Below are 25,582 nucleotides of genomic sequence, written 5' to 3' on the forward strand. Positions count from 1 at the left end.
GAGTTCGGAGTACCGGGCGGCGGCACAGTTTCGAGTAAGTGTTTCGAGTTCTGTTCCGAGTATTTTGCAAGCCGCCGCCCAATATCCCTTTCCGGGCTGATCCCCAAACAATCCGTCAGTTCTTCTCCGTCGCTGTGTCGCGCGCTGCCTTCCGGTTGCGCGCCGTCATGTTCAGCACCTCGACGAAGAAGGAGAAGGCCATGGCGAAATAGAGATATCCTTTGGGGATATGCTGGCCGAGGCCATCACCGATGAGGGTGAGGCCAATGAGCAGCATATAGCTGAGGCCAAGGATCTTCACCGTCGGATGCCGGTTGATGAAGCCGGCCACCTGATTGACCGCCAGCACCATGATGATCATCGAAATGAGGATCGCGGCGACCATCACGCTCAGATGATCGGCGATGCCGACGGCAGTCATCACGCTGTCGAACGAGAAGACGATATCCATCACCGCAATCTGGAAGATCACTGCCATGAAAGCAGCGTGGCGCACGCGGCGCTCGTCGGCTTCCTTGTCTTCGATATTATGGTGAATCTCGAGCGTGCCCTTGGCCAGCAGGAAAAGGCCGCCTGCGATCAGCAGGAGATCGCGCCACGAAAACTCTTCGCCGAACGCGGTGAAAAGCGGGGCTTCCATCTGGGCGATGAAGAAAGCAAGCGACAGAAGCATCAGCCGGGTGACGAGCGCAGCCGCGAGGCCAAGCTTACGGGCTGATGCCTGCTCCTCGGGTTTCAGGCGGTCGGTGAGGATCGAGATGACGATCAGATTGTCGATCCCGAGCACGATTTCGAGGGCCGTCAGGGTGATGAAGGCAGCCCAGACGGCGGGGTCGAGAAGGAAGTCCATGGAATATCTCCAGCAGGAAGGCAGGCCCTGGCGCCTGCATCCCTGATATGATTGGGGGGCGGGTCCGGTTTTGCAATGGCCCGGCCCCTCTAAACCCCGGGTTTTTTAAACGAAAGTCGAAAACATCCCGCATGACAGCCGGATTGGCGCTGGCTAGAGTGAGCGTCTGTTTCAATTCGAGGGGATTTTCCGTGACTCACTTCAAACGCAACATCAGCATGATCGCTGTGGCTGCTGTCCTGCTGGCCGCCTGCGGCGAGAAGCCGAAAGAGGCTGGCACCGCCGACAAGCCGGCAGCCGAAGCGGCTGTGCTCGTTGGTTTCGACCGCGCGACGATGGACACCAGCATCCGCCCGCAAGACGATTTCTGGTCCTATGTGAACGGCACCTGGAACAGGACCACGGAGATCGAGGGCGAATTCACCAGCGCTGGCGTCAGCCTCGAGCTCTTCAAGGCAGCGGAAGAAAACCAGCGCCTGCTGATCGAGGAAGCCGCCAAGTCGCTGTCGGCTGACAAGTCGAGCGAAGCCTACAAGATCGGCGCCATGTATAGCGCCTATATGGATGAAACCGCCGCCAACGCCAAAGGCATCAGCCCGATTTCCGGCGACCTTGAAACCATCGCGGCCCTTTCCAGCACGGCTGATGTTTCAGCCTTTATCACCAAGGCAACAGCCGCGGGCGAGGGTGATCTTATCGATGTCCAGATTTTCCCGGACCTCAAGGACAGCACCCGCTATCTCGCCTATTTCTTCCAGGACGGCCTGACGCTCCCGGACCGCGATTATTATCTGAAAGACGATAACGAAGCCTTCGTGAAGGCACGCGGCGACCTGAAAGAATACGCGACGAAGCTCTTCACGCTCGCGGGCGACGATGCCGAAACGGCTGCGAAGAAAGGTGAGGCTGTCCTCGCGTTCGAAACCAAGCTTGCCGGTTATCACTGGACGGCGATCGAGAACCGTGACCTTGAAAAGCTCTATAACCCGCGCACCCGCGATGAAGCGTCGGAGTTCGGCGCCAATTTCAATTGGGCGGGCTTCATGGAAGGTATCGGCGCACCGGCGGACCTGCCGGTCGTTTACGGCCAACCGGGCTTCTTCTCGGGCGTTGATGCCATGCTCGGTGAAGCATCGCTTGATGACTGGAAAACCTATCTCGCTTTCCACGCCATCCATGGTGCGGCTGACTATCTGTCGACCGATTTCTCGGATGCGCGCTTCGATTTCGTCGGCCGCAAGCTCAATGGCCGTACCGAACAGCCGCCGCGCTGGAAACGCGCCGTGCGTGAAGTGAACGGTGGCCTTGGTGAAGCCGTCGGCAAGCTTTATGTCGAAAAGCATTTCCCGCCGGAAGCCAAAGCCGCCATCACCGATCTTGTCGGCAACCTGCGCACCGCCTTTGCAAACGGCATCGACGACCTCACCTGGATGAGCGACGTGACCAAGAAGCAGGCGCACGAGAAGCTTTCCAAATTCACCGTGAAGGTCGGCTATCCGGATGTGTGGCGCGATTATGCGGCCCTTAGCCTGTCGCCGGATGACCTTGTCGGCAATGCGCGCGCCGTGGCGAAATATGCCTATGATTTCGAAATGTCGAAACTCGGCAAGCCGATCGACCGCAACGAATGGGGCATGACGCCGCAAACCGTGAATGCCTATTACGACCCGACGAAGAACGAAATCGTCTTCCCGGCCGCCATCCTGCAGCCACCCTTCTTCAACCCGGCTGCTGACGATGCCTTCAACTATGGCGCCATCGGCGGCGTGATCGGCCACGAAATCAGCCATGGCTTCGACGATCAGGGCAGCACCTTCGACGGCGACGGCAACATGCGCAGCTGGTGGACGGACGAAGACCGCAAGGCCTTCGAAGCCCAGACCGCGAAGCTTGTTGGCCAGTATGACGGCTACGAGGGCCTGCCGGGCGTGAATGTGCAGGGCAAACTGACGCTTGGCGAAAACATCGGGGACCTTTCGGGCCTCACTGCCGCCTACCGCGCCTACAAGCTTTCGCTCAAGGGGCAGGAAGCACCGGTGATCGACGGCCTGACCGGCGACCAGCGCTTCTTCCTTGGCTGGGCGCAGGCATGGCGCGCGAAATACCGCCCCGAGGCCCTGCAGCAGCGTCTGGCCGCTGATCCGCATTCGCCCGCTTACTGGCGCGCGAACGGCGTGGTCCGCAACATGCCGGCCTTCTATGACGCCTACGAGGTGAAAGACGGCGACAAGCTCTATCTGCCGGAAGAAGAGCGCGTCACCATCTGGTAAGCGAAACTCTCGCTGAAAACGGAAAAGGGCGCCTGATGGCGCCCTTTTTTGTGATGCTTCAAATGTTTCCTTGAAATTGACTCTCGTGCCGCTTCGGCATAGAGGAAACCTCATACGGGGGCATCACGGCGATGCCTTCATGACCGGAGATGATCCATGCGCAAAATCGCCCAAATCCTTTTTCCGCTTGTAGCTCTTTTCGCCATCTCTGCCTGCAACACGATTGAAGGCGTTGGCGAGGATCTGGAATCGGTCGGCAAAACGGTTTCCCGCGAAGCCAAGTAAGGCTCCGGCACAGCCGATATCCTGAAACGAAGAGCGCCCGTGCAGATTGCCGGGCGCTTTTTGCATGCGCGTTAACCATTAAGGCAGGTGGGCGCGAAATCGCCCATCAATCGCCATATGGGACGTGCAGTCTTCTCCTTGCGGACGGGCAGGTGCCCTTGCCGCGATTGCTTCAACAGTGTTCAGGAGAACATCGTGAAAAAGACCCTGTTCATCCTTCTGATGCCTTTGATGGCGCTTTTTGCCGTTGCGGGCTGCAACACAATCGAAGGTGCCGGCGAAGACCTTGAATCCGCAGGCGATGCCATTTCGGACGCAGCGAAATAGCCCCCTAGAGCCGTTCCCGGCAGATATCCAGCACATTGAGGAACATCTCGGTCGTCAGGCGGCCGGTGTTCACATTGTAGCGGCTGCAATGGTAGCTATCCACCAGCGTGCGGCCATCCGGGAGCGTGTGCACGGCGGCGTGGCCGAAGGGATAGGCCGAAAGCTTCAGGCCCATCGCTTTCACCGCGCTGTCGTGGGCGATCTTGCCAAGGGCCAGCATCACCTTCACCTGTGGCATCGCCTGCATGCGCGAGATCAGGAACGGGCGGCAGGTGTTGATCTCGGCCGGGGTCGGCTTGTTTTCGGGCGGCACACAGCGCACCGAATTTGAAATCAGCACGTCCTTTAACGTGAAGCCGTCGTCCGGGCGCTTGTCATAGGTGCCGGTTGCGAAGCCCTTTTCCTTCAGCGCGAAATACAGAAGGTCGCCCGCATAGTCGCCGGTGAAGGGGCGGCCTGTCTGGTTGGCTCCGTGCAGGCCGGGCGCAAGGCCGACGACCAGCAGACGAGCCTTCTCGTCGCCGAAGCTTTCAACGGCGCCGTTGAAATAGGACGGGAACTTTTCCCTATTGGCCTCGCGGAAGGCCACAAGGCGCGGGCACAGCGGGCAGTCCCGCGGTGCCTCGGCAGGTACGGACTGCGCAGCCATCAGTCTTCGGCGTCTTCGAATTCGCGCGTCGTTTCCTCGCGCTCGTCATAATGCGCATGATGCTGGCGGCGCGGGCCTTTGCGACCAATGATGGGGGCAAGATCCACGATATCGATAAACTGGTCGGCCTGGCGGCGCAGTTCGTCCGCGATCATCGACGGCTGGGTCGAGTTCGAGCTGACAACCGTCACCCGCACACCGCGGCGCTGCACGGCTTCCAGGAGCCGGCGGAAATCGCCGTCGCCCGAGAATAGTACGATATGGTCGACATTCTCGGCGATATTCAGCATATCGACCGCAATCTCGATATCCATATTGCCCTTGATCTTGCGGCGGCCATGTTCGTCGGTGAATTCCTTCACCGGCTTCGTCACCAGCGTGAAACCGTTATAGTCCAGCCAGTCGATCAGCGGACGCAGGGGCGAATATTCCTGATCTTCCAAAATCGCGGTGTAATAGAAGGTGCGCACCAGCCGGGACTGTTCGGCAAAGTGGGCGCGCAGGGCTTTGTAATCGATTTCAATTTCAAGCGCACGGGCAGTGGCGTAAAGATTTGCGCCATCAATAAAAACGGCCAACCGTTCATCCGGGTAAATGAGCATGATGCAGGTCCAATCGTGTCAAGTATGGTCGGGGCGTGCTAAAGGCACCGTCCCAGAGAGTATGGATATGGGGTTTAACCTAGCATGAACGGAAGGGCCAGCGATATGCCGCACGAAATTTTGATCGGCCTTGGCGGCAACCTGCCATCGGGTGCAGGCGCGCCGATCGACACGCTGAGAGCTGCCTTGCGCGAGCTGCAGGAGAGGGGGTTGACGCTGAAAGCCGTCTCGCGGGCCTACTGCACAACGCCGGTGCCGCCCTCCGGCCAGCCCGATTTTGTGAATGCCGTGGCCGCATTCGAGACAACCCTCTCGCCAGACGAATGCCTCGATATCCTGAAGACGGTTGAAACGGCCCTTGGTCGCCAGCGCGGCGAACGCTGGAGCGCGCGGACGCTTGATCTCGATCTCCTCGCTGCTGGCGACACCGTGGCGCCGGACGCGACGACATGGCGGCATCTGGCCTTCGAGGCTGACCCCATGGCGGTGCATGAGCCGCTTGTATTGCCGCATCCGCGCCTACACGGGCGGGGCTTTGTGCTGATGCCGCTGATGGATATTGCGCCGGGCTGGCTGCATCCCGTGACAGGTGAGACCGTAGCGGCGATGGCAGCCGCCTGCGAGAAAGCGGGCGGATTTGAAGGCGTTCGGCCAATCGGGGCTTTACTTGGGAAAGGTGCATCGCTATAAGCGGGCGCTTGAATGAACCCCTGCCTATCCTGTAGGCTCTGGGGCAACTGCGAATTTTTGGAGAAGATACATGGCTCGCGTCACCGTAGAGGATTGCGTCGACAAGGTCACCAACCGCTTCGATCTCGTGCTTGTGGCTGCCCAGCGCGCCCGTCAGATTTCGTCCGGCGCGCCGCTTCTCGTTGAGCGTGACAACGACAAGAACCCGGTTGTGGCCCTGCGCGAAATCGCTGAAGAAAAGGTCGAAGCTTACGATCTGACCGAAGCGCTCATCCAGGGCATGCGCAAGGTTGTCGAATCCGACGAGCCGGAAGAGGTCGATATGTCGATCCTGATGGCCGGTATGGACACGAGCGCCGCTGGCGTTGCGGCTTCGCAGGAACCGACCGGCGAGTGATCGGATGCCTGGCGCGGCATTCCTGCCGCAGCCCGCACAAAAGTTTTAAGACCCGGCCTTCCATGGCCGGGTTTTTTAATGTCTTTTAACATCTGGTCCGGTTAACTATATCTCTGCGGGGGGCAGCACGCAGACATGCGTGGCTGCCCGATTTCTTGATTGATTGGAAATAGTGGCGTGATTCGTCAGTTCGAGCTTGTGGAAACGGTGAAGGCCTATGATCCGGACGCGGACGAGACCTTGCTGAACCGCGCCTATGTGTTTGCCATGAAGGCGCACGGCACCCAGACGCGCGCCTCGGGCGACCCCTATTTCTCGCACCCCCTGGAAGTGGCCGGCATCCTGACCTCGCTGAAGCTGGACGGCGATACGATCGCGACCGCCCTTCTGCATGACGTGGTCGAGGATACGCTTTCGACGCTTGAGGAAATCGAGGAGCTTTTCGGCACCAAGATCCGCGAGATGGTCGACGGGGTGACCAAGCTCTCGAAAATCGAACTGCAAACCGAAAGCGTCCGGCAGGCCGAGAACTTCCGCAAGTTCCTTCTTGCCATGTCGAACGACATTCGCGTGCTTCTGGTGAAGCTGGCCGACCGGCTGCACAATATGCGCACCCTCCATTACATCAAGAAGGAGGAGAAGCGCCGCCGCATCGCGCTCGAGACGCTGGAGATTTACGCGCCGCTCGCCGAACGCATCGGCATGCATGAAATGAAGGACGAGCTGGAGCATCTGGCTTTCCAGCAGCTTGATCCCGAAGCCATGCAGTCGATCACCGCGCGGCTTCATTATCTGATCGAGCAGAATCCGACCCTTGAAATGGATATGTCGGAAGCGCTCAAAGGCCTGATGCGCAAGAACGGGCTCGAGGCCGATATCTCCGGCCGGATCAAACGGCCCTATTCGATCTGGCGCAAGATGGAGCGCCGCAACATCAGCTTCGAGGAACTGTCCGACGTGATGGCCTTCCGGGTCATCGTCAACGACACGGATGCCTGCTACCGCGCCCTTGGCGTGGTGCATCAGGAATTCGCCATGATCCCGGGTCGCTTCAAGGATTATATCTCGACCCCGAAGCGCAACTATTACCGTTCGCTCCACACCACGGTGATCGGGCCGCACAAGCGCCGGCTGGAAATCCAGATCCGCACCCGTCGTATGCATGAAGAAGCCGAGCTCGGCGTGGCCGCGCACTGGCAATACAAGCAGACGGCAGATGGCGTCGAGGGCTCGCAGTTCCGCTGGCTGCGCGAGCTGCTTGAAATCCTCGAGCATGCGTCGGACCCCGAGGAATTCCTCGAGCACACCAAGCTTGCCATGTATCAGGAGACGGTCTTCTGCTTCACGCCGAAGGGGGAGCTGATTTCCCTGCCGCGCGGGGCCTCGCCCGTCGATTTCGCCTATGCGGTCCACACGCAGGTAGGCGACCGCTGCGTGGGCGCCAAGGTAAACGGCCGCATGGTGCCGCTGCGCCACCAGCTGCAGAACGGCGATCAGGTTGAAATCCTGACTTCCAAGGGGCAGACGCCATCACCGCGCTGGGAGAATTTCGTGGTGACCGGCAAGGCGCGTTCGGCGATCCGCCGGCACATGCGCCACCAGCGCGATGCCGAGTTTTCGCAGCTGGGTGTCACGCTTGTCTCCAAGGCGTTCCGCCGGCACGGTCTCGATTATTCCGACAAGGTGCTGTCTGAAGCCGCCAAGGTCCTGAAGGTGGAAGACGCCCACGATCTGTACACGCTGGTGGGGCAGGGCACGCTTTCCGAGGAAGACGTGTTGAAGGCCGCGTACCCGGGCTTCCAGATGGATGCGCGCGCCGAAGGGCTGCCGAAGGTGCATCAGGGTGTCGAGGATGTGGTCGCAGGCGCCATGCCGATCCAGGGCGTGGGTGACGGCGCCGCCGTGCATCTGGCCGATTGCTGCCATCCGGTGCGCGGTGACCGCATCGTCGGCATCCGCATCGCGGACGTGGGCGTTGAAATCCACCGGATCGATTGCCGCAAGCTTGACCTTTATGATGACCGCCCGGCCATCTGGCTTGATCTCGCGTGGCAGGATTCCCGCGCCGACGACGCCTTCTATGTGGGGCGGCTGCGGCTTGAGGTCGTGAACGAGATGGGCGCACTTGCCAACATCACCGCGATGGTGGCGAAGGCGGGCGGCAATATCTCGAACCTGCAGATGACGGAACGCGACCCGGAATTCTATACGATGCTCGTGGATGTCGAGGTGCGCGACGTGAAGCACCTGACCGATATCGTCCGCGCCCTGCGCGTGAACCGGGTGATCAGCAATGTGGAACGCGTAAGCGGCTGATTGCGGCGCTTCTGCGCCGAATTGACTTGACGCCACGGGGGTGTGGGACTATCCGCCGTGGCAAGGACTTAAAGACCAACAAAAAAAGGACCAGGCGATGGACCGCGAGACCGTATTGCAGGAATTCCGTGACGCAGGTGCGCTTCTCGAAGGGCATTTCAAGCTGTCGTCCGGGCTTCATTCGACCGTCTATCTGCAGTGCGCTCGCGTCCTGATGGACCCCAAGCGTGCCGACCGGCTGTGCAAGGCCTTCGCTGACAAGTTCCGCGCCACAGGCGTGGACGTCGACATGGTCGTCAGCCCCGCCATGGGCGGTGTGATCGTCGGCTATGAAGTGGCCCGCCAGCTGGGGGTGCCCGGCATTTTCACCGAGCGCGTGGATGGCAGCTTTGCGCTGCGCCGCGGGTTTGAGATTCCGGCCGGTGCGCGGGTCCTGATGATGGAAGATGTGGTCACTACCGGTCTTTCGTCGCGTGAGTGTATCGAAACCATCGAAAGCCTTGGCGGCAAGGTTGTGGCGGCGGGTTGCCTCGTCAACCGGTCCGGCGGGAAAGCCGATGTCGGTGTACCGCTCACTGCCCTTGTCGAAATCGAGGCGCCAACGTTCAGCGAAGAAAATATCCCCGCGCATCTGAAAGATGTGCCCGCCGTGAAACCCGGCAGTCGGGGTCTGAAAGCGTAAGGTCATGCTCTTCAAAAGCCGCACCAGGAAAAGCTTCTGGCGCAGGGTTGCGGACTTCTTCTGGCCCCGGACAGGTATTGTCCGGTCGTCCAAATATATCTGGCACCGGGTGGCCCGGCTGCCCGGCACGCCGCACAGCATTGCCGCCGGTTTTGCCTCGGGCGCGGCCGTTTCCTTCACGCCTTTCCTCGGTTTCCATTTCCTGCTGGCCTTCGGGCTTGCATGGGCGACACGCGGCAATCTGCTGGCGGCCGCCATCGGCACGGCAGTCGGCAACCCCTGGACCTTCCCGATCTTCTTCGCCATGACGGCGAAAATCGGCACATCGATCCTTGGCGGCAATCCGAACCTGATCCCGATGCCGAGCTGGTCTTGGGGGGCGTTCCTTGATGCGCCGCTCGATTATGCAGCGGCGCTTTTCTCGTTGCTGTTCCCGATGATCATCGGCGGCCTGCCGATGGCGATCATCGCGTGGATCATCTTCTATGCCGTCATCAAGACCTTTCTGGTAAAGTATCGGTCGCGCCGCGCCCTTCGCCTGAAGGCGCGGAGCGAACGGCTGGCTGCCGCCGTCGCCTCGATGGAGCGGCAATCCGAAATTCTGGCGAAAGCGACGTATGACGAGACCAACAGCTAGTTCCCGTGCCCTCCGGCTGGGTGTCAATATCGACCATGTGGCCACCATCCGGAACGCACGCGGCATCATGATGCCCGATCCGGTGCGAGCGGCACTTCTGTCTGTCGAGGCGGGTGCTGACGGCATCACTGCGCACCTGCGCGAAGATCGCCGCCATATCACCGACCGCGATATCGATGCACTGATGGAAAAGCTGACCGTTCCGCTCAATCTCGAAATGGCGGCGACGGAAGAGATGCTGGCCATCGCCCTGCGCCACAAGCCGCATGCCGTGTGCCTGGTGCCCGAAAAGCGGCAGGAACTGACCACCGAAGGCGGGCTCGATATCGTTGGCCAATATGACCGGCTGGTGCCCTATGTGGACGCCCTGAATGCTGCCGGTTGCCGTGTCAGCCTGTTCATCGACCCGGACGAAGCGCAGATCGAGGCATCGGTCCGCATCGGTGCGCCGGTCGTTGAACTGCACACCGGCACTTACTGCGAGCATGAAGGTGCTGCACGCGAGCACGAACTGGCCCGGATCGCCAAGGCCGCCGGCATGGGCACTGCCCTCGGGCTTGAGGTTCACGCGGGCCATGGCCTTGCTTACGATACGGTCGGTGCGGTGGCGGCTATCCGTGAAATCCGCGAGCTGAATATCGGCCACTTCCTGATCGGTGAGGCGATCTTTGTGGGGCTTGCGGCCTCCATCGCTGAAATGCGCCGCCTGATGGATATCGCGCGCGATGGTGCGGAGGGCTGAGATGAGCCTTCACAGCAAAGTCGCCGGATACACTTTCACCAAGGTCAGCCTGCTGGATGAAGCGCTGACCCATCCCTCCCTTTCGGGCAGCAGCAATTACCAGCGGCTCGAATTCCTGGGGGACAGGGTTTTGGGCCTTGTGATCGCCGAATGGCTCCTGGACCTGTTTCCGGGCGAAGCCGAAGGCAAGATCAACCGCCGCTTCACCGGCCTCGTGCGCCGCGAGACGCTGGCGGACATGGCCGAAACGCTGGGCCTTGTGCCGCTGATCAAGCTCAATCCGGGGGCCGAGCAGGAAGGCACGCGCGACAAGGCCGCGATCCGCGCCGATATCACCGAAGCGGTGATCGGGGCATTGTATCTGGATGGCGGATTTCCCGCTGCCAAGGCCTTCATCCGCAAACACTGGAAGCCGCTTCTGGACGGCGTGCCGAGTGCGGCGAAGGACAACAAGACCCAGCTGCAGGAATGGGCGCAGGCGCGCTCCCTGCCGCTGCCGACCTATGAAGTGGTGAGCTGTGATGGCCCTGACCACAGCCCCGTTTTCACCATCCGCGCCTCAATCGACGGCGTGGGTGCGGCGGAAGCGAGCGGCACCTCGAAACGTATTGCCCAGCAGTCAGCCGCAGAGGCCCTGCTGGAAACCATTGATGGAGACGCAGCATGACTGACATTCAGGACGATGACGTCGAGCGCTGCGGCTTCGTGGCGGTGATCGGCGCCCCGAATGCCGGCAAATCGACGCTTGTGAACGCGCTTGTCGGCGCCAAGGTGGCGATTGTGTCGCACAAGGTGCAAACCACCCGTACGCGGGTCACCGGCATCGGCATGGAAGGCCGCACCCAGCTTGTCTTCCTCGATACCCCCGGTATTTTCGCACCGAAGCGCCGGCTGGACCGCGCGATGGTTTCCGCTGCCTGGAAGGGGGCGGATGATGCCGAACAGGTCGTCCTGATGATCGATGTCAAGAAAGGCGTGACCGAAGAGGTTGAGGCCATCATCGAGAATCTGAAGGACGCCAAGCGCAAGGTTATCCTCGCGCTCAACAAGATTGACCTCGTGAAGCGCGACAGCCTCCTCGCCATGGCGCAGGACCTGCACGAAACTGGCGTTTTCACCGATGTCTTCATGATTTCGGCCATGAATGGTTCGGGTGTGGCTGACCTCAAGAAGCATCTGGCGTCGCTCGCGCCCGTCGGGCCCTATATGTACCCCGAAGACCAGATCGCCGATGTGACGATGCGCCTTCTGGCCGCTGAAATCACCCGCGAGAAGATCTATCTGCGCCTGCATGACGAGCTTCCCTATGCCACCACGGTCGAGACCGAGCAGTGGGAAGAAAAGAAGGATGGCTCCGTGCGTATCGCGCAGGTCATCCATGTGGAGCGCGACAGCCAGAAAGGCATCGTCATCGGCAAGGGCGGCCAGATGCTGAAGCTTCTGGGCCAGATGGCGCGCGAGGACATGGAAGAAAACTTCGGCCGCAAGGTCCACCTGTTCCTGCATGTGCGCGTCACCGAACGCTGGGCCGACGACCGCACCGTTTACAAGGACATGGGCCTTGATTATGTCGACTGATCGGACCTGATCGTTGGACTGGCAGGACAGCGGCATCATCCTTTCGCTCGCCCGGCACGGCGAGCATGACGCCGTGCTTGAAGTGCTGACCGCCGACCATGGCCGTCACCGCGGTTTTGTGAAGGCAGGTATGAGCCGCCGCCAGAAGGGCCACCTGCAGCCCGGCAGCCGTGTCGAGGTCAGCTGGTATTCCCGCCTTGAGGAAGGCCTTGGCCGCTTCACGGCAGAACCCGTGCATAATCCGCTCGGCGTACTGATGGGCGATGGTGCCCGGCTCGCTGCCCTTTCCGCCATGGTCGCCGTTGTTGCTGCCACGCTGCCTGAGCGTGAGCCGCACGGGCGGGTGTATGAAGGGCTCGTCGCCCTTCTCGACCTGCTTGAAGACGATGCTTCCGCGCTCGTTCACTGGGGGGAAGGCCTTGTACGGCTGGAGCTTGGCGTACTTGCCGATCTTGGCTACGGGCTCGACCTTTCCGAATGCGCCGCGACCGGTGACAATGACAATCTGACCTATGTTTCCCCGAAATCGGGCCGGGCTGTCAGCGCGTCTGCCGGGGCACCTTATGCCGAGCGGCTTCTGGTGCTGCCGCCCTTCCTGATCGATACGGCGGCGGGCCGGCCATCGCTGCGGGAAGTGGCCAACGGTTTGGCGCTTACCGGCTTTTTCCTTGGCCGCAATGTGTGGGACGTGCAGGGGCAGGGGCAACCCCCGGCGCGGGAGCGCTTCACGGCCACACTATCGGCTGAAATTTCCCGTGGATAACTTTGGCCGGGGCGTCACTCCCGGCTAGCCAAGTGCGGATGGATCGTTATAGTCGCGATCATGAGCACGCATTCCGAATTCACCGAAAATATCGTCGAGGCCCCGTTTGGCAACGCCCTTAGCGAGCGTTACTTGGCCTATGCCCTGTCCACCATCATGTCGCGGTCGCTGCCTGATGTGCGCGACGGCCTGAAGCCGGTTCACCGCCGGCTCCTGTACGCCATGCGCCTGCTGAAGCTTGACCCCAACACGGGCTACAAGAAATGCGCCCGCGTGGTGGGTGACGTGATCGGTAAATATCACCCGCACGGCGACCAGTCGGTTTATGACGCGCTCGTGCGCCTTGCGCAGGATTTCTCCGTCCGCATGCCGCTCATCGACGGGCAGGGGAACTTCGGCAATATCGACGGCGATAACGCGGCCGCCATGCGTTACACCGAAGCCCGGATGACCGAAATCGCCGCCGTGCTGATGGACGGCCTTGATGAAGATGCCGTCGATTACCGCGCCACCTATGACGGCGAGGATCACGAGCCGGTCGTCTTCCCCGGCATGTTCCCGAACCTTATGGTCAACGGCTCCAACGGTATCGCCGTGGGCATGGCGACGAACATTCCGCCGCACAACCTGGGCGAACTGATCGAAGGCCTGCAGCTCCTTATCGAAGCGCGCCGCGACAAGTCGAAGGAAGTGACGGTCGCGGACCTCGTGAAGCTGATCCCCGCCCCGGATTTCCCGACGGGCGGTGTGATCGTGGAGCCGGCGGAAAGCCTTCTCAATACCTATGAAACCGGGCGCGGGTCGATCCGTGTGCGGGCGCGCTGGGAAAAGGAAGAGCTGAAGCACGGCCTTTACCAGATCGTCATCACCGAGATCCCCTATCAGGTGCAGAAGTCGAAGCTGATCGAGCGCATCGCCGAACTGATCGCCGACAAGAAACTGCCGATCCTGAATGACGTGCGCGACGAATCGTCCGAGGATATCCGCGTGGTGCTGGAGCCCCGCAACCGCAGCGTGGAACCGGAAATCCTGATGGAAAGCCTTTTCAAGCTGACCGAGCTTGAGATCCGCTTCGCCGTTAATATGAACGTCATCGCGCTTGACCAGCGCCCGCGCGTTTTGAACCTCAAGGAAATGCTCGAAAGCTTCCTCGACCATCAGGTCGAGGTGCTGATCCGCAAGAGCAAGTTCCGCCTCGACAAGATCGACAAGCGCCTCGAAATCCTTGATGGCTTCCTGAAGGCCTACCTGAACCTCGATGAGGTGATCCGCATCATCCGCGAGGAAGACGAGGTCAAGGAATGCCTGATGAAAACCTTCGACCTGACGGAAAATCAGGCCGAAGCCATCCTCAACATGCGCCTGCGGTCGCTGCGCAAACTTGAAGAGATGGAAATCAAGGGCGAGCACGAGGCCCTGACGAAAGAGAAAGCCGGTCTCGAACAGCTGATCGCCAGCCCGGCGCGGCAATGGACGCGCGTGAGCGGTGACCTTGCCGCCCTCATGAAGAAATTCGGGCCGGACAGCGTGCTCGGTAAGCGCCGTACCGGCTTTGGCGAGGCACCGACCGCCGAGATCGTGCCGATCGAAGCCATGATCGAGAAAGAGCCGATCACGGTTGTCTGCTCGAAGCGCGGCTGGATCAGGGCGATGAAGGGCCATATGAAGCCCGAGGACGTGATCACCTACAAGGAAGGGGACGAGGAAAAGTTCCGCTTCCATGCGCAAACGACCGACAAGCTGTTCCTCTTCTCCACCGCCGGCAAAATGTATACGCTCGGTGCTGACAAGCTCCCCGGCGGGCGCGGCCACGGCGAGCCGGTGCGCCTGATGGTGGATATGGATGCGAACGACGAGATCATTTCGCTGATCCCCTATGTGCAGGGTAGCCAGCTTCTGGTCGCGTCCTCCATCGGCAAGGGCTTCATCGCGGCAGCAGACGATGCCATCGCCATGAAGAAGGGCGGCAAGCAGCTGTTGAACCTGCCCGACAAGGCGGTGGCGACCCACTGCCTGCCGGTCACCGGTGACAGCGTCGCCGTGATCGGCGAGAACCGCAAACTCTTGGTGTTCGAGCTTTCGGAAATCCCCACCATGGCGCGCGGGCAGGGCGTTACCCTGCAGCGTTACAAGGATGGCGGCATGGCCGACCTGCTGCTGTTCGCGCGTGAGGAAGGCCTTACCTGGCCGATGGGCGGCTCGACCGACCGCTGGCGGACAGAGACCGCGCTCGAGCCATGGTCGGGCAAACGCGGCAACACCGGCCGTCTGCCCCCGATGGGCTTCCCGCGGAACAACAAGTTCAGGTAAGGGCTACCCCAGCACCTTTTTCGGATGCACGCCGTCCACATAGCCCATGAAGGGCGGATGGATGGAGTAGCCGAGCAGTTCCTGTGCGCGCTCGGGCATGGTTTTCGCCAGCTCGTGCGGGACGGCGAGGCTCATGTTCTCTAGCGTTCTGGCCCATCCGATCACATATTGCGGGGTGACAATCAGGCGCGGCGCGTCTGACCGGTTGGCGCCGCCCCGGTGCCAGAGCGTGCCCTTGGCGACCATGAAGGAACCCGACGGCATCACCGCTTTCACGGCATCGGGCCGCGCGCCGGGGTCATCGCTCACGTCACGCACGCGGCGGTCGGAGAAGCTTTCGGGCTTGTTGGCGCCGGCGATCTCCACGCTGCCCCATTTGTGACTGCGGGGGATGATCTCGGTCGCGCCGTTCGTTTCGGTCGTGTCGTCAATCGCCCAGAAGGTGGAGGTGCCGTATGTGGGGCGCGGCATCGGCGCGTCGATATGGCTGTCGTCATAATGCCAGGGCTGCACGGTTTCGCCCGGATGCAGCTTGATGGCAAGGCAGGCGGACAGGAGGCACGAGCGGCCAAGGTCATGCTCGGCAAAGGCCAGCGCCAGCGGATGGGTGGCCATTTCCACAAAGACCGGCGATTTGGCGAGAAGCGCATAAACGCGGTTCGATTTCAGGCCTTCGAAATCGTTGCGTCCTGCCTTGTTGCCCTGCATGTAGGGCTCGAGGGCTTCCCGCACGCGTGCCACGCCGTCTGCGGGCATCACATGCGGGAAAATCACATAGCCTTCCTCGTCATACTGGTCGAACCAGCTGGCGAGGCTGCGGCCCTGCAGCCACGGCTTCAGGGCTTCTTCGGTGTAAGATACGGTCGCTTCCCGCAGCATGGCTCCCCTCCCGCAACGGTGTTCAGAACGGCGACGGGAGGGCAGGTTGCCTCAGCCGGCCGATGCCATATTGAAGCAGTTTAGCTTGTTGCCGTCCAGATCGCGGAAATAGCCGGCGTAAAAAGTGCTGGTGTCGCCGCCGCGGATGCCGGGCTTGCCTTCGCAGGTGCCGCCAAGCTCGATGGCCTTGGCATAGACCTTGTCAACCGTGGCGCGGTCGGGGGCGAAAAGGGCGATCATCACGCCGTTGCCAACCGTTGCCTTGTTGCCGTCGAAGGGTTTGGCGATGCCGAAGCCGGGGCCGGATGCGCTGTTGCCCCAGGCTTTGAAACTGTCCATGTCCCACGAGCGTTTCGCGCCCAGAAGGCTCAGAAGCTCGTCATAGAAGGCTGCTGCCTTATCGATATCGTTAGTACCCACTGTCGTATAGCCAATCATGATTTCCTCCGCTCATTTCGGGTTGGCCGCGCAATCTTAGGCCAGCAAAAAGGCCTGCCCAATTTACATTGCCGTATGGCTACCCACCAGAAATGTATAGGTCTCAGCCCTTGAAAAGGAGATCCGGCAGCCATGTCACGAGGCCGGGGTCGAGCGCGATGATGATCAGCGCCACCAGCTGGATGATGATGAAAGGAATGACGCCCTTGTACATGGTTGACGTCTTCACTTCATCGGGCACCACGCTTCTGAGGTAGAAGAGCGCGAAGCCGAAGGGCGGGGTCAGGAAGCTCGTTTGCAGGTTCATGGCCATGAGGACAGCAAGCCACACGGGGCCGTGCACGCCGTCCATGGCGAGAAGGGCGGGGGCCACCACCGGCACCACCACGAAGCAGATTTCGATGAAATCGAGGAAGAAGCCGAGCACGAACATCAAGACCATCACAAGGATGATGGCGCCTGCGGTGCCGCCGGGCAGGTTCGTCAGCCAGTGTTCAATCACCTCGTCGCCGCCAAGGCCGCGGAAGACGAGCGAGAAAAGCGATGCGCCGATCAGGATCGTATAGACCATGGTGGAAATGCGCAGCGTGGCGCGGCTGACATCCACAAGGACGCCGCTTTTCCAGGTGGCGCGGATGGCAAGGCCGACGGTCGCAACAAAGACGATGCTGAGTACGATGGCGGCGTAGAATGCCGCTGTGTCGGCCATCGGCACCTCGGCGCGGGCCATGCGCAGGTCAAAGCCTGCAGCAATGCCGAGAAGCACTGCAAGGCTGGCGACCGCCACAATCACGAGGCGCGGCCCGGTGCCGCCGACCCGCGTGGCGCCCAGAAGGATGGCGCCGATGGCGCCCACACTGGCGGCCTCTGTGGGGGTCGCTATGCCGCCGAGGATCGCACCGAGTACGGCCACAATCAGCAGCAAGGGCGGCAGGAGGGCGCCAAGGGTATGCAGCAGGAAAGCGGCGTCGATCACGGTGCCTTCCTCGCGCGGCACAGCGGGGCTTGCCTCCGGCTTCAGGATTGCCACGGCACCCTGATAGAGCATGTAAAGCAGCACCAGCACGAGGCCCGGCAAAAGGGCGCCCGCAAAAATCTCGCCAGCGCTGACGGGCGTCGGCGAGAAAATGCCCTGTGTCAGCTGTGCCTGTTGCCATGCCGACGACATCACGTCCGCCAGCAGGATCAGCACGATCGATGGCGGGATGATCTGGCCGAGCGTGCCGGCAGCGGCAATCGCGCCGGTCGCGAGCGCCGGATCATAGCCGCGCTTCAGCATGGTCGGCAGGCTGAGGAGCCCCATGGTGACGACCGTGGCGCCCACGATGCCGGTGGATGCGGCAAGGAGCGCGCCCACCAGCGTGACCGAAAGCCCGATCCCGCCGCGCATGGAGCCAAAGAGCTTGCCCATGCTTTCGAGAAGATCCTCAGCGACCTTGGAGCGTTCCAGCATCACGCCCATCAGCACGAACAGCGGCACGGCGAAAAGTAGCTCGTTGCGGATGACGTTTGAATAAAGACGGTTCGGCAGCAGCTCCATGAAACCTGCGTCCAGCACGCCCATTTCCATGCCGATGAAACCGAACAGGAGGCCAGTACCGGCCAGCGTGAAGGCCACCGGGAAACCGGCCATCATCAGGACAACAAGGCCGGCGAACATCGCCGCCGTCAGCATCATATGCGGGTCCATCAGGCGGCTCCCTTCCTGAGGGTGAGCGCAGACCGGATGAGGATCGATGTCGCCTGCAATGAAAGCGTGAGGGCAAAGAGCAGGAGCGTTGCCTTGAGGATATAGACAAACGGCAGGCCACCGGCGTCCACACTCGCCTCACGGATCGTCCAGCTCATCTCGACGAAGGGCAGGGCCGTCATCCAGAAAAGGATGAGGAAGGGGATGAGCATGAAGAGCGTGCCAAACAGATTGACCATCGCTTTGCCGCGGGGCCCCAAGCGGCTGTAGAAGATATCCACCCGTACATGCTCGTCATGAAGCGCCGTGTAGCCGGCAGCACCCAGGAACATCAGCGCGTTGATATATTGCAGGCTTTCCTGCAGCTCGATGGAGCCAAGGCGGAAGATATAGACACTGAGGACGACCGCGAACTGGACGAGCACCAGAATAAGCGGCAGAAGCCCGAGGACCTTGCCGGTGGTTTCGGCAAACCCGTCGAGAAGCGAGGCAAGGCGCGTGAGCATGCTACTCGGCGGCGCTCAAGGCGCGGGCTTCGGCGAAGGCGCGTTCGCCGATCTCGCCCCAGCGCATGCCATCCTTGCGGGAGGCGGCATAGCTTTCGAAAATGCGGCGGGAAATATCGTCGGTCGCGGCCACTTCGGCGATCACATCGGTTGAAAGCTCGCCAAGGCGCTTGAGGATTTCGTCGCTGAAGCGTTTGAGTTTCACACCATGTTCGCGGATGAGGGTATCCAGCGCGCGGGCGTTATTGGCGTTGAATTCGGCCAGCATGATGTCGTTCTCGGCGGCGGCCGAAGCTTCGATGATCGCGCGGTCCTGCGCCGAGAGGTCATCCCAGAGCTTCTTGTTGAGGCCGAGCGACAACGCCGAGCCGGGCTCATGGATGCCGGGATAATAGTAATTCTTCACGATGGTGTGGAAACCGAAGGCGAGGTCGTTCCAGGGGCCGACCCATTCGGTCGCGTCGATATTGCCCTGGCTCAGCGCCTGGAAAATCTCGCCGCCCTGTTTGGTGATCGGCGTGGCGCCCAGCCGGCGCATCACTTCGCCGCCGAGGCCCGGCATGCGGATACGCAGGCCCTGGAAATCCTCGACCGAATTGATGTCTTTCTGGAACCAGCCGCCCATCTGCACGCCGGAATTGCCGGCGAGCATGGCCTTGACGCCGAAGGGTGCGGCGAGTTCGTCCCACAGTTCCTGCCCGCCGCCAAAGCGTACCCAGGCGCTGATCTCGCTGCCGGTCATGCCCATCGGCACAGCAGCGAAGAAGTTGAAGGCGGGGGATTTGCCCTGCCAGTAATATTCGGCGGCGTGATACATATCCGCCTGTCCCTGCGCCACGGCATCGAAGCCGCCAAGCGCACCGACAAGCTCGCCCGCTGCATAAAGCTTCACACCGATACGGCCATCCGACAGTGCCTCGATCCGGCGAGCCAGCCGCTCGGCGCCCGTACCAAGGCCCGGGAAATTCTTGGGCCAGGCGGTAACCATCTTGAGGCTGCGTTTCTTGGAAAGGATCGCGGGGGCGCCGTCCACCGGCGCGCAGGCCTGATCACTGTTGCCGCCACAGGCGGTGAGGAGGGCAGCAGCGCCGACAAGACCGGCACCCCTGAGGAGCGCACGACGGTCGAGAGAAGGATCGTTTTCCCGAGCTTCGCTCGTTGTTCCACGGTCAAACTTCTTGTCGGCCACACATCCCTCCCGATACTTCCGATAAACAAGGCGCCGCCCTTCCCCGGAGCGGCGCGATTCGCGAGACGACAGTATAGGGTGAGGGGCGCTCTCGGCAAGCCCTTCAAGGCATTCAGGGCATCAGGCTCCAGCCATCGGTGCCAAGGCGCTCCAGCGGCTTGAAGCGCCGCTTGTAAGCCATCTTGCCGCTGCCCTCGACCCAGTAGCCGAGATAGACATACGGCAGCCCTGCCGTGCGGGCGCGGGCGATGTGGTCTGCGATGATATAGGTGCCAAGGCTGCGGCCCGGGTCTTCCGTGTCGAAGAAGCTGTAGACCATCGACAGCCCGTCGGAGAGTTCGTCCGTCAGCGCCACCGCCATCAGCTTGCGGTCCAGCATGCGGCGATATTCGATCAGCACGGTGGTGACGGGGCTTGTCTCCACCATGTCGATATATTCAGGCATGCCCATCCCGGCCATCGAACCGTCGCTGTGGCGGTCCTGCAGATAGCTTGAGAGAAGCGAGAACTGTTCTTCGGTGACGATCGGCGGGCAGACTTCGGAGGTGAGGTCCGCATTGCGGCGCACCGTCCGGCGTTCGGATTTGGCGGGGCTGTGTTCGAGGGCGCGTACACGTACCGAAACGCAGGCCGAACAGTTTTCGCAAGCTGGCCGGTACACGACCGACTGGCTGCGGCGGAAGCCTACGCGGCCAAGCGCTTCGTTCAGCGCGCCGGCCTCAGGGCCGATCAGTTCAGTGAAAACCTTGCGCTCGACCTTGTTCGACAGATAGGGGCACGGCGCGGGCGCCGTGACGAAGAATTTCGGAAACTGCAAGGACTGATCGGTCATCGCTTTCCACTGCCGGTCGAAACTGGCCTTATCATATCACGACGAATGTTAAGGAAAAGTAGGCAAAACCGGCCTCAGTTGCCGGCTGATGGCGGCACCACGGGGGCTTCGCGCAGCACCAGAATGGTGATCCGGCGGTTTTCCGACTTGAAGGGATTGTCCGGGAAAATCGGGTCGGTGGAGGCCTTGCCGATCACTTCGGCGATCCGGTCGTTCGTCACACCGGTTTCATCCAGCACGCGGCGGGCGGCATTGGCGCGGTCGGCGCTCAGTTCCCAGTTGGTCGATCCGTTCGGGCCAGAGAAAGCGCCGCCGTCCGTGTGGCCTTCGATGGTCAGCCGGTTGGGCAGGGTGGCGACGGAATCACCCACCGCCGCAATCATCGCCTTGGCATAACCGTAAAGATCGTCGGTGCCGCTTTTGAACATGGCGCGGCGGTCCTTGTCCACAAGCTGGATTTTCATGCCTTCATCGGTGATTTCCATGATCACCTGATCGGACATTTCGGAAAGCTGCGGCGACTGCTGGATGGCGAGGCGAAGCTGTTCCTGAAGGTCCTCGAAGGCGAGGTCTTCCTGATCCTTGATCCGCTCGGCCAGTTCATCGAGCTTGCTGTCACCCTTGCCACCCTTTTCCTTGCCCTCGGACGGGCCGGTCTGGGGCTTGCCGGGGTCGCTGATGATGACAAGCGGGGAGGGGTTCATACCCTCGGCGTCTTCGCTGGGCGGATTGATCGAATCCGAACCGGTATTGCCGATGACGGCAGCGGAGGTTGGCGAGAAATAGTCGGCAAGGCCCGCGAGCGTTTCGGGCGGGGCCACGTTCAGGAGCCACAGCAGCATGAAGAAAGCCATCATCGCGGTCACGAAGTCGGCATAGGCAACTTTCCACGCGCCGCCATGGGCACCGCCGCCTTCAACCTTCTTCACCTTCTTGATGATTGGCTTCTTGTCGTCGTCCGCCAAGCCTGTCGCTCCTGCACTTGCGCCCGGAATTGCCTACGCCGGATGCGAAAAAGGCGCCGCCCTGATGGCAGCGCCTTCTCATGTTGGCCAAGAACGGCCTCGATTTCAACGATTTACTGCGGGCGCTATTTCGCCGGTTTCAGTGTCAGCACATCCGCACCCGCCGGGATCACATCCTTGGTCGGGATCGTGAAGGATTTTGTCTCCCGCCACAGGTCGAAAAGATCGCCATAGTGGGGCGAAAGCGGATTGCCCGACTGACCGGTTGGCTGCACGAAACGGCTGTTGTCGAGGTCCGCGAGGTCGAAAATGCCGCGGTAGCTGGCGCCGAAGTCGGAACCGTGTTTGCCCTTGGCGTTACCGTTGCCCGCCACGTTCACCGTATACTGGCTGCCGGTCTGTTCTGCCGACAGCGCAAAGATACCGGCAAGTTGCGGCACGTTGCTCAGGGGGCGGTGGGTTTGCTCGAGCCGGTGGGCAGTACCCCAGCGCCAGGCTTTCATGTCGGCGCCGTATTCAGTGGTAAGTTCTGCCACAGCGTCGGCGAGTGCCGTGGTGGCAAGGTCGGCGCAGGTTTCTGCCGTGTCTGTCGTCGTCACATTATCGCACCATGCAAGCGATGCTGCTTGATCGAGCGCGGGCAGGGCGTAATAGGCGTCGTCCCTGGGGTCGGCACCTGCTGCCACCGCCGTCCAGTAAAGCGAGCTTTTCAGAAGCTCGGGCTTCTGGCGGCGGTATTTGTCGGCAATGTCATCCAGTTCATCGGCGATCAGCATGGGCTGATAGTGATTGAGGAAGGTCTCGAAGAGAAGGGCAGCGGCGGAATCGACGGTCATGGCGCCGTCCCAGTCAGCCAGCAGCTTTTTCGCCGCCGTGTCATCCTTCAGGCTGGCGATCAGCCACGGCTGGATATCACGGGCGAGGTCCGAGACGATGTCGCTGTGGATGGCCGCGAAGCTGTCCACATCGTGCGGCGCCTTTTCATCCAGCAGATGACGGATACGGTTGCCACGATAGGGCAGCGACCAGTCCCGCGTGATGAAATAGGGATAGTCGCCATCGACGATCTTCTCGTTCGCGGTGGCGATAACCCCGCCTTCGGGATTGTAGCGGGTCGGCAGCTCGCCATAAGGGATGAAGCCGTTCCAGTCGTATGTATCAACCCAGCCGGGCGAGGGCAGGCGGCCATTGATGCCGTTGCCGCCGCTGCGGATCGGCACGAGCGCCGGGGCGTAATAGCCGATGTTGCCGTCCACATCGGCATAGATCATGTTCTGCTCCGGCCCGGCATAATCGAGCCCGGCAGCCTTGAAGTCCTCGAAGTTTTTGGCGTCGCCAAGGTTCATCATGGCAACAACAGCGCGGTCTTCGTCCATCAGGGCTGTCCATTGCAGGGCGACAACATAGCCGTCCTTCAGGATGCCTTCGGCGTCTTTCGAGACGTCGGAAAGGACAGGGCCATGGCGGGATTCACGCACATTCAGCGCCACGTCATCGCCGCCTTTCACCTTGATCACTTCAGGGCGGACCTTGAACTCGGCCACACCTTCGGGCGTCAGATAGCCTTTGCCGTCTTCGGTCAGCTTTTCGATGAAAAGGTCCTGAATGTCGGGCGCGGTGTTCGTGAAACCCCACGCGATGCGGTCGTTGCGGCCGAGCACGATCGACGGCGCACCGGGGAAGCTGACGCCCACAAGATTGCTGTCGGTCGTATTGTCATGCAGGCGCACCAGATACCAGATCGACGGCGTGGTGAGGCCGAGGTGCGGGTCGTTCGCCAGCATCGGCTTGCCCGATTTGGTCATCTCGCCCGATACCACCCAGTTGTTGGAGCCAAGCGCGATTTGTGGCTCGGGGCCGACCACAGCCGCAAGTTCCGTCAGGCCTGCCTGACCGTAAATGGCGGCAAGGTCGGGGTAAGCGGGTTCGCTGTCGCCGGGGTAAGAAGGATAAAGTGTTGCAAGCTGATCAGGCGTGAGTTTGGAGAGCGCGCGGGCGCGGGCAATCTCGTAGCTCATGTTGCCCGAGAGATCGAGCCACATCAGCTTCATCCAGACGAGCGTGTCGGAAGGTGTCCAGGGCTCAGGCTCCACGCCCGTCAGCAGGAATTCCGGCGGCAGGGCACCGGTGCGGGTGGCGAGGAAGGCGTTCACGCCGGCGGCATAGGCCTGCAAGGCGGCCTTGGCATCGTCCGGCAGGCGCTCGTAAGCGATTTCGGATTTCACGCCAAAGCCGAGCGTGCGCATATATTTATCGATGCCGAGGCCGTCAGCCCCCACCGCTTCCGACAGCCGCCCGCGCCCGATGCGGCGGTTCATGTCCATCTGCCACAGACGATCCTGCGCGTGCACGAAGCCGAGCCCGAAGGCGAGGTCGTTGCGGCCGCTGGCGCTGATATGCGGCACTCCGTGCGCGTCGCGAGCGATGGTGATTTCGCCCTTGAGGCCGGCGAGGCTGAGTTCGCCTTCGGTTTGCGGCAGGCTCGACCGCAGCCAGCCATAGCCGATGGCCAGTGTGGCAACGACAAGCGCCCCGATCACCAGTGCGAGTTTACCGACAAAACGCATATCCCCAGTCTCCCTGAACCATTGTGGCGCCGGCTCCCCGCTGCGCGCCTTTTCATGGTTGGCATCATTGGCATTTTTAGACCGGCTCGTCCAGCATGTGTGGCGCGCATCCGGCGGTTAAAATTTTACCCGTTCCTTAAGGCCTTCGTCATGGCTTGGCCCTAAGATTGGCTCACCCTGAAGAAATCGGGTTGTTTGGAGGATCTGATGAGTAATGCAGTACAGCAAGCCGCCGTTGCGGCAATCAGCAACAATGTGAAACTGTCTGTCGCACAAGACATGGCGGAAAACACGAAGAAGATCCAGGCTCAGGCCTCGCAGGCCAGCAGTCCTTCGCCGGTGATAGAAGGTGCCGGCACGCAGGTGGACGTGAAAGTCTGACTGCTGACCGAATAGAAAGCCCGCCCTGACCGGCGGGTTTTCTTTTTCCCGCCACAAGAATTTTCTGTTTCGCACCTGCCCGCCTGCCTTCTATAACTCGGCACCAACCGATAGTTTTGACAGGGGGGAACGATGGCAAAAGTCGCATTTCTGGGCCTTGGTGTGATGGGGTATCCGATGGCGGGCCATCTGGCGCGCGCGGGCCATGATGTCACCGTCTATAACCGCACGGGCGAGAAGGCGGAACGCTGGCTTGAAGCCTACGAAGATGCCTCCGGCGAACTGTTCGCAGCCCCCACCCCTGCAGGTGCGGCAGCGGACGCCGATATCGTTTTCGCCTGTGTGGGCGCCGACAAGGATGTCGAAGAGGTTTGCACCGGCCCCGAGGGTGCCTTTGACGCCATGAAGAAGGGTGCCGTGTTCGTGGATCACACCACGGCATCGGCCGATCTCGCCCGCCGCATGGCGGCAGAGGCCGAAAAGCGCGGCCTTGGTTTCATCGATGCGCCAGTTTCGGGCGGGCAGGCGGGCGCTGAAAACGGCGTGCTCACCATCATGTGCGGCGGCGACGCGGCGGCCTATGCAAAGGCCGAGCCCGTGATGGCGGCCTATGCCCGCATGTGTCGCCTTCTGGGCGATAGTGGCGCCGGGCAGCTTGCCAAAATGGTCAATCAGGTTTGCATCGCCGGAATCGTGCAGGGGCTTTCGGAAGCGCTGCACCTTGCCATGTCTGCCGGGCTTGACGCCAAGGCGGTTGTGGATGTGATTTCCAAAGGGGCAGCGCAGAGCTGGCAGATGGAAAACCGCGCCCCCACCATGATCGACGGCAAGTTCGACTTCGGCTTCGCGGTCGACTGGATGCGCAAGGACCTCGGCATCGTGCTCGAGGAAGCCAAGCGCCTTGGCATCAGCCTGCCTGTCACTGCCCTTGTCGACCAGTTCTACGGCGACGTGCAGGCTATGGGCGGCAAGCGGCAGGATACATCCAGCCTCATCCGGCGGTTCCGGGGCTGATGCCGTTCACGAATTTCTGGCCT

26 protein-coding genes are annotated in these 25,582 nt (G+C 61.4%); 15 read left to right on the forward strand and 11 right to left on the reverse strand.

Annotated features, from left to right (window positions below; all coding sequences use genetic code 11):
• Window positions 1-115: 115 nt before the first annotated feature.
• The gene (locus PH603_RS08170; RefSeq protein WP_289505588.1) at window positions 116-850 is read right to left on the reverse strand and encodes a TerC family protein; all 735 of its coding nucleotides are present in this window, start codon (window positions 848-850) and stop codon (window positions 116-118) included.
• Window positions 851-1,041: 191 nt separating this feature from the next.
• Between PH603_RS08170 and PH603_RS08175 the strand changes: the two genes are divergently transcribed.
• The 3 genes from PH603_RS08175 to PH603_RS08185 all read left to right on the forward strand — a co-directional run bounded on the left by PH603_RS08175 (window position 1,042) and on the right by PH603_RS08185 (window position 3,732).
• On the forward strand, window positions 1,042-3,120 hold the full coding sequence (locus PH603_RS08175) for a M13 family metallopeptidase (protein ID WP_289505589.1): 2,079 nt from the start codon (window positions 1,042-1,044) through the stop codon (window positions 3,118-3,120).
• Between the two features lie 156 nt (window positions 3,121-3,276).
• On the forward strand, window positions 3,277-3,405 hold the full coding sequence (locus PH603_RS08180; RefSeq protein WP_289505590.1) for an entericidin A/B family lipoprotein: 129 nt from the start codon (window positions 3,277-3,279) through the stop codon (window positions 3,403-3,405).
• A 195-nt stretch (window positions 3,406-3,600) separates the two neighbouring features.
• Window positions 3,601-3,732, forward strand: coding sequence for an entericidin A/B family lipoprotein (locus PH603_RS08185; RefSeq protein WP_289505591.1), 132 nt, complete (start codon window positions 3,601-3,603; stop codon window positions 3,730-3,732).
• A gap of 4 nt (window positions 3,733-3,736) precedes the next feature.
• Here the strand turns inward: PH603_RS08185 and PH603_RS08190 are convergent, their stop codons facing one another.
• Both PH603_RS08190 and PH603_RS08195 read right to left on the reverse strand, forming a co-directional pair.
• Window positions 3,737-4,381, reverse strand: coding sequence for a uracil-DNA glycosylase (locus PH603_RS08190; protein ID WP_289505592.1), 645 nt, complete (start codon window positions 4,379-4,381; stop codon window positions 3,737-3,739).
• Window positions 4,381-4,983, reverse strand: coding sequence for a LabA-like NYN domain-containing protein (locus PH603_RS08195; protein ID WP_289505593.1), 603 nt, complete (start codon window positions 4,981-4,983; stop codon window positions 4,381-4,383). Before PH603_RS08195 ends, PH603_RS08190 begins: the two co-directional genes overlap by 1 nt.
• 105 nt (window positions 4,984-5,088) lie before the next feature.
• Between PH603_RS08195 and folK the strand changes: the two genes are divergently transcribed.
• The 10 genes from folK to parC all read left to right on the forward strand — a co-directional run bounded on the left by folK (window position 5,089) and on the right by parC (window position 15,098).
• Window positions 5,089-5,673, forward strand: a complete 585-nt coding sequence (folK, locus tag PH603_RS08200; protein WP_289505594.1) for a 2-amino-4-hydroxy-6-hydroxymethyldihydropteridine diphosphokinase — start codon at window positions 5,089-5,091, stop codon at window positions 5,671-5,673.
• Window positions 5,674-5,743: 70 nt separating this feature from the next.
• On the forward strand, window positions 5,744-6,070 hold the full coding sequence (gene rpoZ, locus PH603_RS16515) for a DNA-directed RNA polymerase subunit omega (RefSeq protein ID WP_353507379.1): 327 nt from the start codon (window positions 5,744-5,746) through the stop codon (window positions 6,068-6,070).
• Between the two features lie 177 nt (window positions 6,071-6,247).
• The gene (locus tag PH603_RS08210; RefSeq protein WP_289505595.1) at window positions 6,248-8,386 is read left to right on the forward strand and encodes a RelA/SpoT family protein; all 2,139 of its coding nucleotides are present in this window, start codon (window positions 6,248-6,250) and stop codon (window positions 8,384-8,386) included.
• Window positions 8,387-8,483: 97 nt separating this feature from the next.
• Entirely contained in the window at window positions 8,484-9,068 is a 585-nt protein-coding gene (pyrE, locus tag PH603_RS08215) for an orotate phosphoribosyltransferase (RefSeq protein ID WP_289505596.1), read from the forward strand.
• Between the two features lie 4 nt (window positions 9,069-9,072).
• Window positions 9,073-9,705, forward strand: coding sequence for a DUF2062 domain-containing protein (locus PH603_RS08220; RefSeq protein WP_289505597.1), 633 nt, complete (start codon window positions 9,073-9,075; stop codon window positions 9,703-9,705).
• Window positions 9,686-10,447 carry a pyridoxine 5'-phosphate synthase gene (locus tag PH603_RS08225; RefSeq protein ID WP_289505598.1) on the forward strand — a complete coding sequence of 254 codons (762 nt, stop codon included), beginning with the start codon at window positions 9,686-9,688 and terminating at the stop codon, window positions 10,445-10,447. Before PH603_RS08220 ends, PH603_RS08225 begins: the two co-directional genes overlap by 20 nt.
• Before the next feature lies 1 nt (window position 10,448).
• Window positions 10,449-11,114 carry a ribonuclease III gene (gene rnc / locus PH603_RS08230; protein WP_289505599.1) on the forward strand — a complete coding sequence of 222 codons (666 nt, stop codon included), beginning with the start codon at window positions 10,449-10,451 and terminating at the stop codon, window positions 11,112-11,114.
• Complete coding sequence (gene era / locus PH603_RS08235; RefSeq protein ID WP_289505600.1) at window positions 11,111-12,025, forward strand: GTPase Era; 915 nt, start codon at window positions 11,111-11,113, stop codon at window positions 12,023-12,025. Before rnc ends, era begins: the two co-directional genes overlap by 4 nt.
• Window positions 12,026-12,038: 13 nt before the next feature.
• The gene (gene recO / locus PH603_RS08240) at window positions 12,039-12,788 is read left to right on the forward strand and encodes a DNA repair protein RecO (protein ID WP_289505601.1); all 750 of its coding nucleotides are present in this window, start codon (window positions 12,039-12,041) and stop codon (window positions 12,786-12,788) included.
• Window positions 12,789-12,848: 60 nt separating this feature from the next.
• Window positions 12,849-15,098 (forward strand): DNA topoisomerase IV subunit A, encoded by a 2,250-nt coding sequence (gene parC / locus PH603_RS08245; RefSeq protein ID WP_289505602.1) that lies wholly within the window; start codon window positions 12,849-12,851, stop codon window positions 15,096-15,098.
• Window positions 15,099-15,101: 3 nt separating this feature from the next.
• Here the strand turns inward: parC and PH603_RS08250 are convergent, their stop codons facing one another.
• The 8 genes from PH603_RS08250 to PH603_RS08285 all read right to left on the reverse strand — a co-directional run bounded on the left by PH603_RS08250 (window position 15,102) and on the right by PH603_RS08285 (window position 24,164).
• Window positions 15,102-15,977, reverse strand: a complete 876-nt coding sequence (locus PH603_RS08250; protein WP_289505603.1) for a phytanoyl-CoA dioxygenase family protein — start codon at window positions 15,975-15,977, stop codon at window positions 15,102-15,104.
• Between the two features lie 51 nt (window positions 15,978-16,028).
• Complete coding sequence (locus tag PH603_RS08255) at window positions 16,029-16,415, reverse strand: VOC family protein (protein ID WP_289505604.1); 387 nt, start codon at window positions 16,413-16,415, stop codon at window positions 16,029-16,031.
• Window positions 16,416-16,518: 103 nt separating this feature from the next.
• Window positions 16,519-18,105 carry a TRAP transporter large permease gene (locus PH603_RS08260; RefSeq protein ID WP_289505605.1) on the reverse strand — a complete coding sequence of 529 codons (1,587 nt, stop codon included), beginning with the start codon at window positions 18,103-18,105 and terminating at the stop codon, window positions 16,519-16,521.
• Window positions 18,105-18,611: a TRAP transporter small permease subunit gene (locus tag PH603_RS08265; RefSeq protein WP_289505606.1), complete on the reverse strand. Its 507-nt coding sequence runs from the start codon at window positions 18,609-18,611 to the stop codon at window positions 18,105-18,107. The genes PH603_RS08260 and PH603_RS08265 overlap by 1 nt, the downstream gene beginning before the upstream one ends.
• 1 nt (window position 18,612) lies before the next feature.
• Window positions 18,613-19,800, reverse strand: coding sequence for a TRAP transporter substrate-binding protein (locus tag PH603_RS08270; protein ID WP_289505607.1), 1,188 nt, complete (start codon window positions 19,798-19,800; stop codon window positions 18,613-18,615).
• A 112-nt stretch (window positions 19,801-19,912) separates the two neighbouring features.
• Window positions 19,913-20,632: an arginyltransferase gene (locus PH603_RS08275; protein ID WP_289505608.1), complete on the reverse strand. Its 720-nt coding sequence runs from the start codon at window positions 20,630-20,632 to the stop codon at window positions 19,913-19,915.
• 74 nt (window positions 20,633-20,706) lie between these two features.
• Window positions 20,707-21,597, reverse strand: coding sequence for a flagellar motor protein MotB (locus PH603_RS08280; RefSeq protein ID WP_289505609.1), 891 nt, complete (start codon window positions 21,595-21,597; stop codon window positions 20,707-20,709).
• A 125-nt stretch (window positions 21,598-21,722) separates the two neighbouring features.
• Window positions 21,723-24,164, reverse strand: coding sequence for a penicillin acylase family protein (locus PH603_RS08285; RefSeq protein WP_289505610.1), 2,442 nt, complete (start codon window positions 24,162-24,164; stop codon window positions 21,723-21,725).
• A gap of 207 nt (window positions 24,165-24,371) precedes the next feature.
• On the opposite strand from PH603_RS08285, the gene PH603_RS08290 reads away from it, so the two are divergent.
• Both PH603_RS08290 and PH603_RS08295 read left to right on the forward strand, forming a co-directional pair.
• Entirely contained in the window at window positions 24,372-24,545 is a 174-nt protein-coding gene (locus PH603_RS08290) for a hypothetical protein (RefSeq protein ID WP_289505611.1), read from the forward strand.
• Window positions 24,546-24,677: 132 nt separating this feature from the next.
• Window positions 24,678-25,559 (forward strand): NAD(P)-dependent oxidoreductase, encoded by an 882-nt coding sequence (locus PH603_RS08295; RefSeq protein ID WP_289505612.1) that lies wholly within the window; start codon window positions 24,678-24,680, stop codon window positions 25,557-25,559.
• The last annotated feature ends 23 nt before the right edge of the window (window positions 25,560-25,582 follow it).

The organism is Gimibacter soli (assembly GCF_028463845.1).
GTDB lineage: Bacteria > Pseudomonadota > Alphaproteobacteria > Sphingomonadales > Kordiimonadaceae > Gimibacter > Gimibacter soli.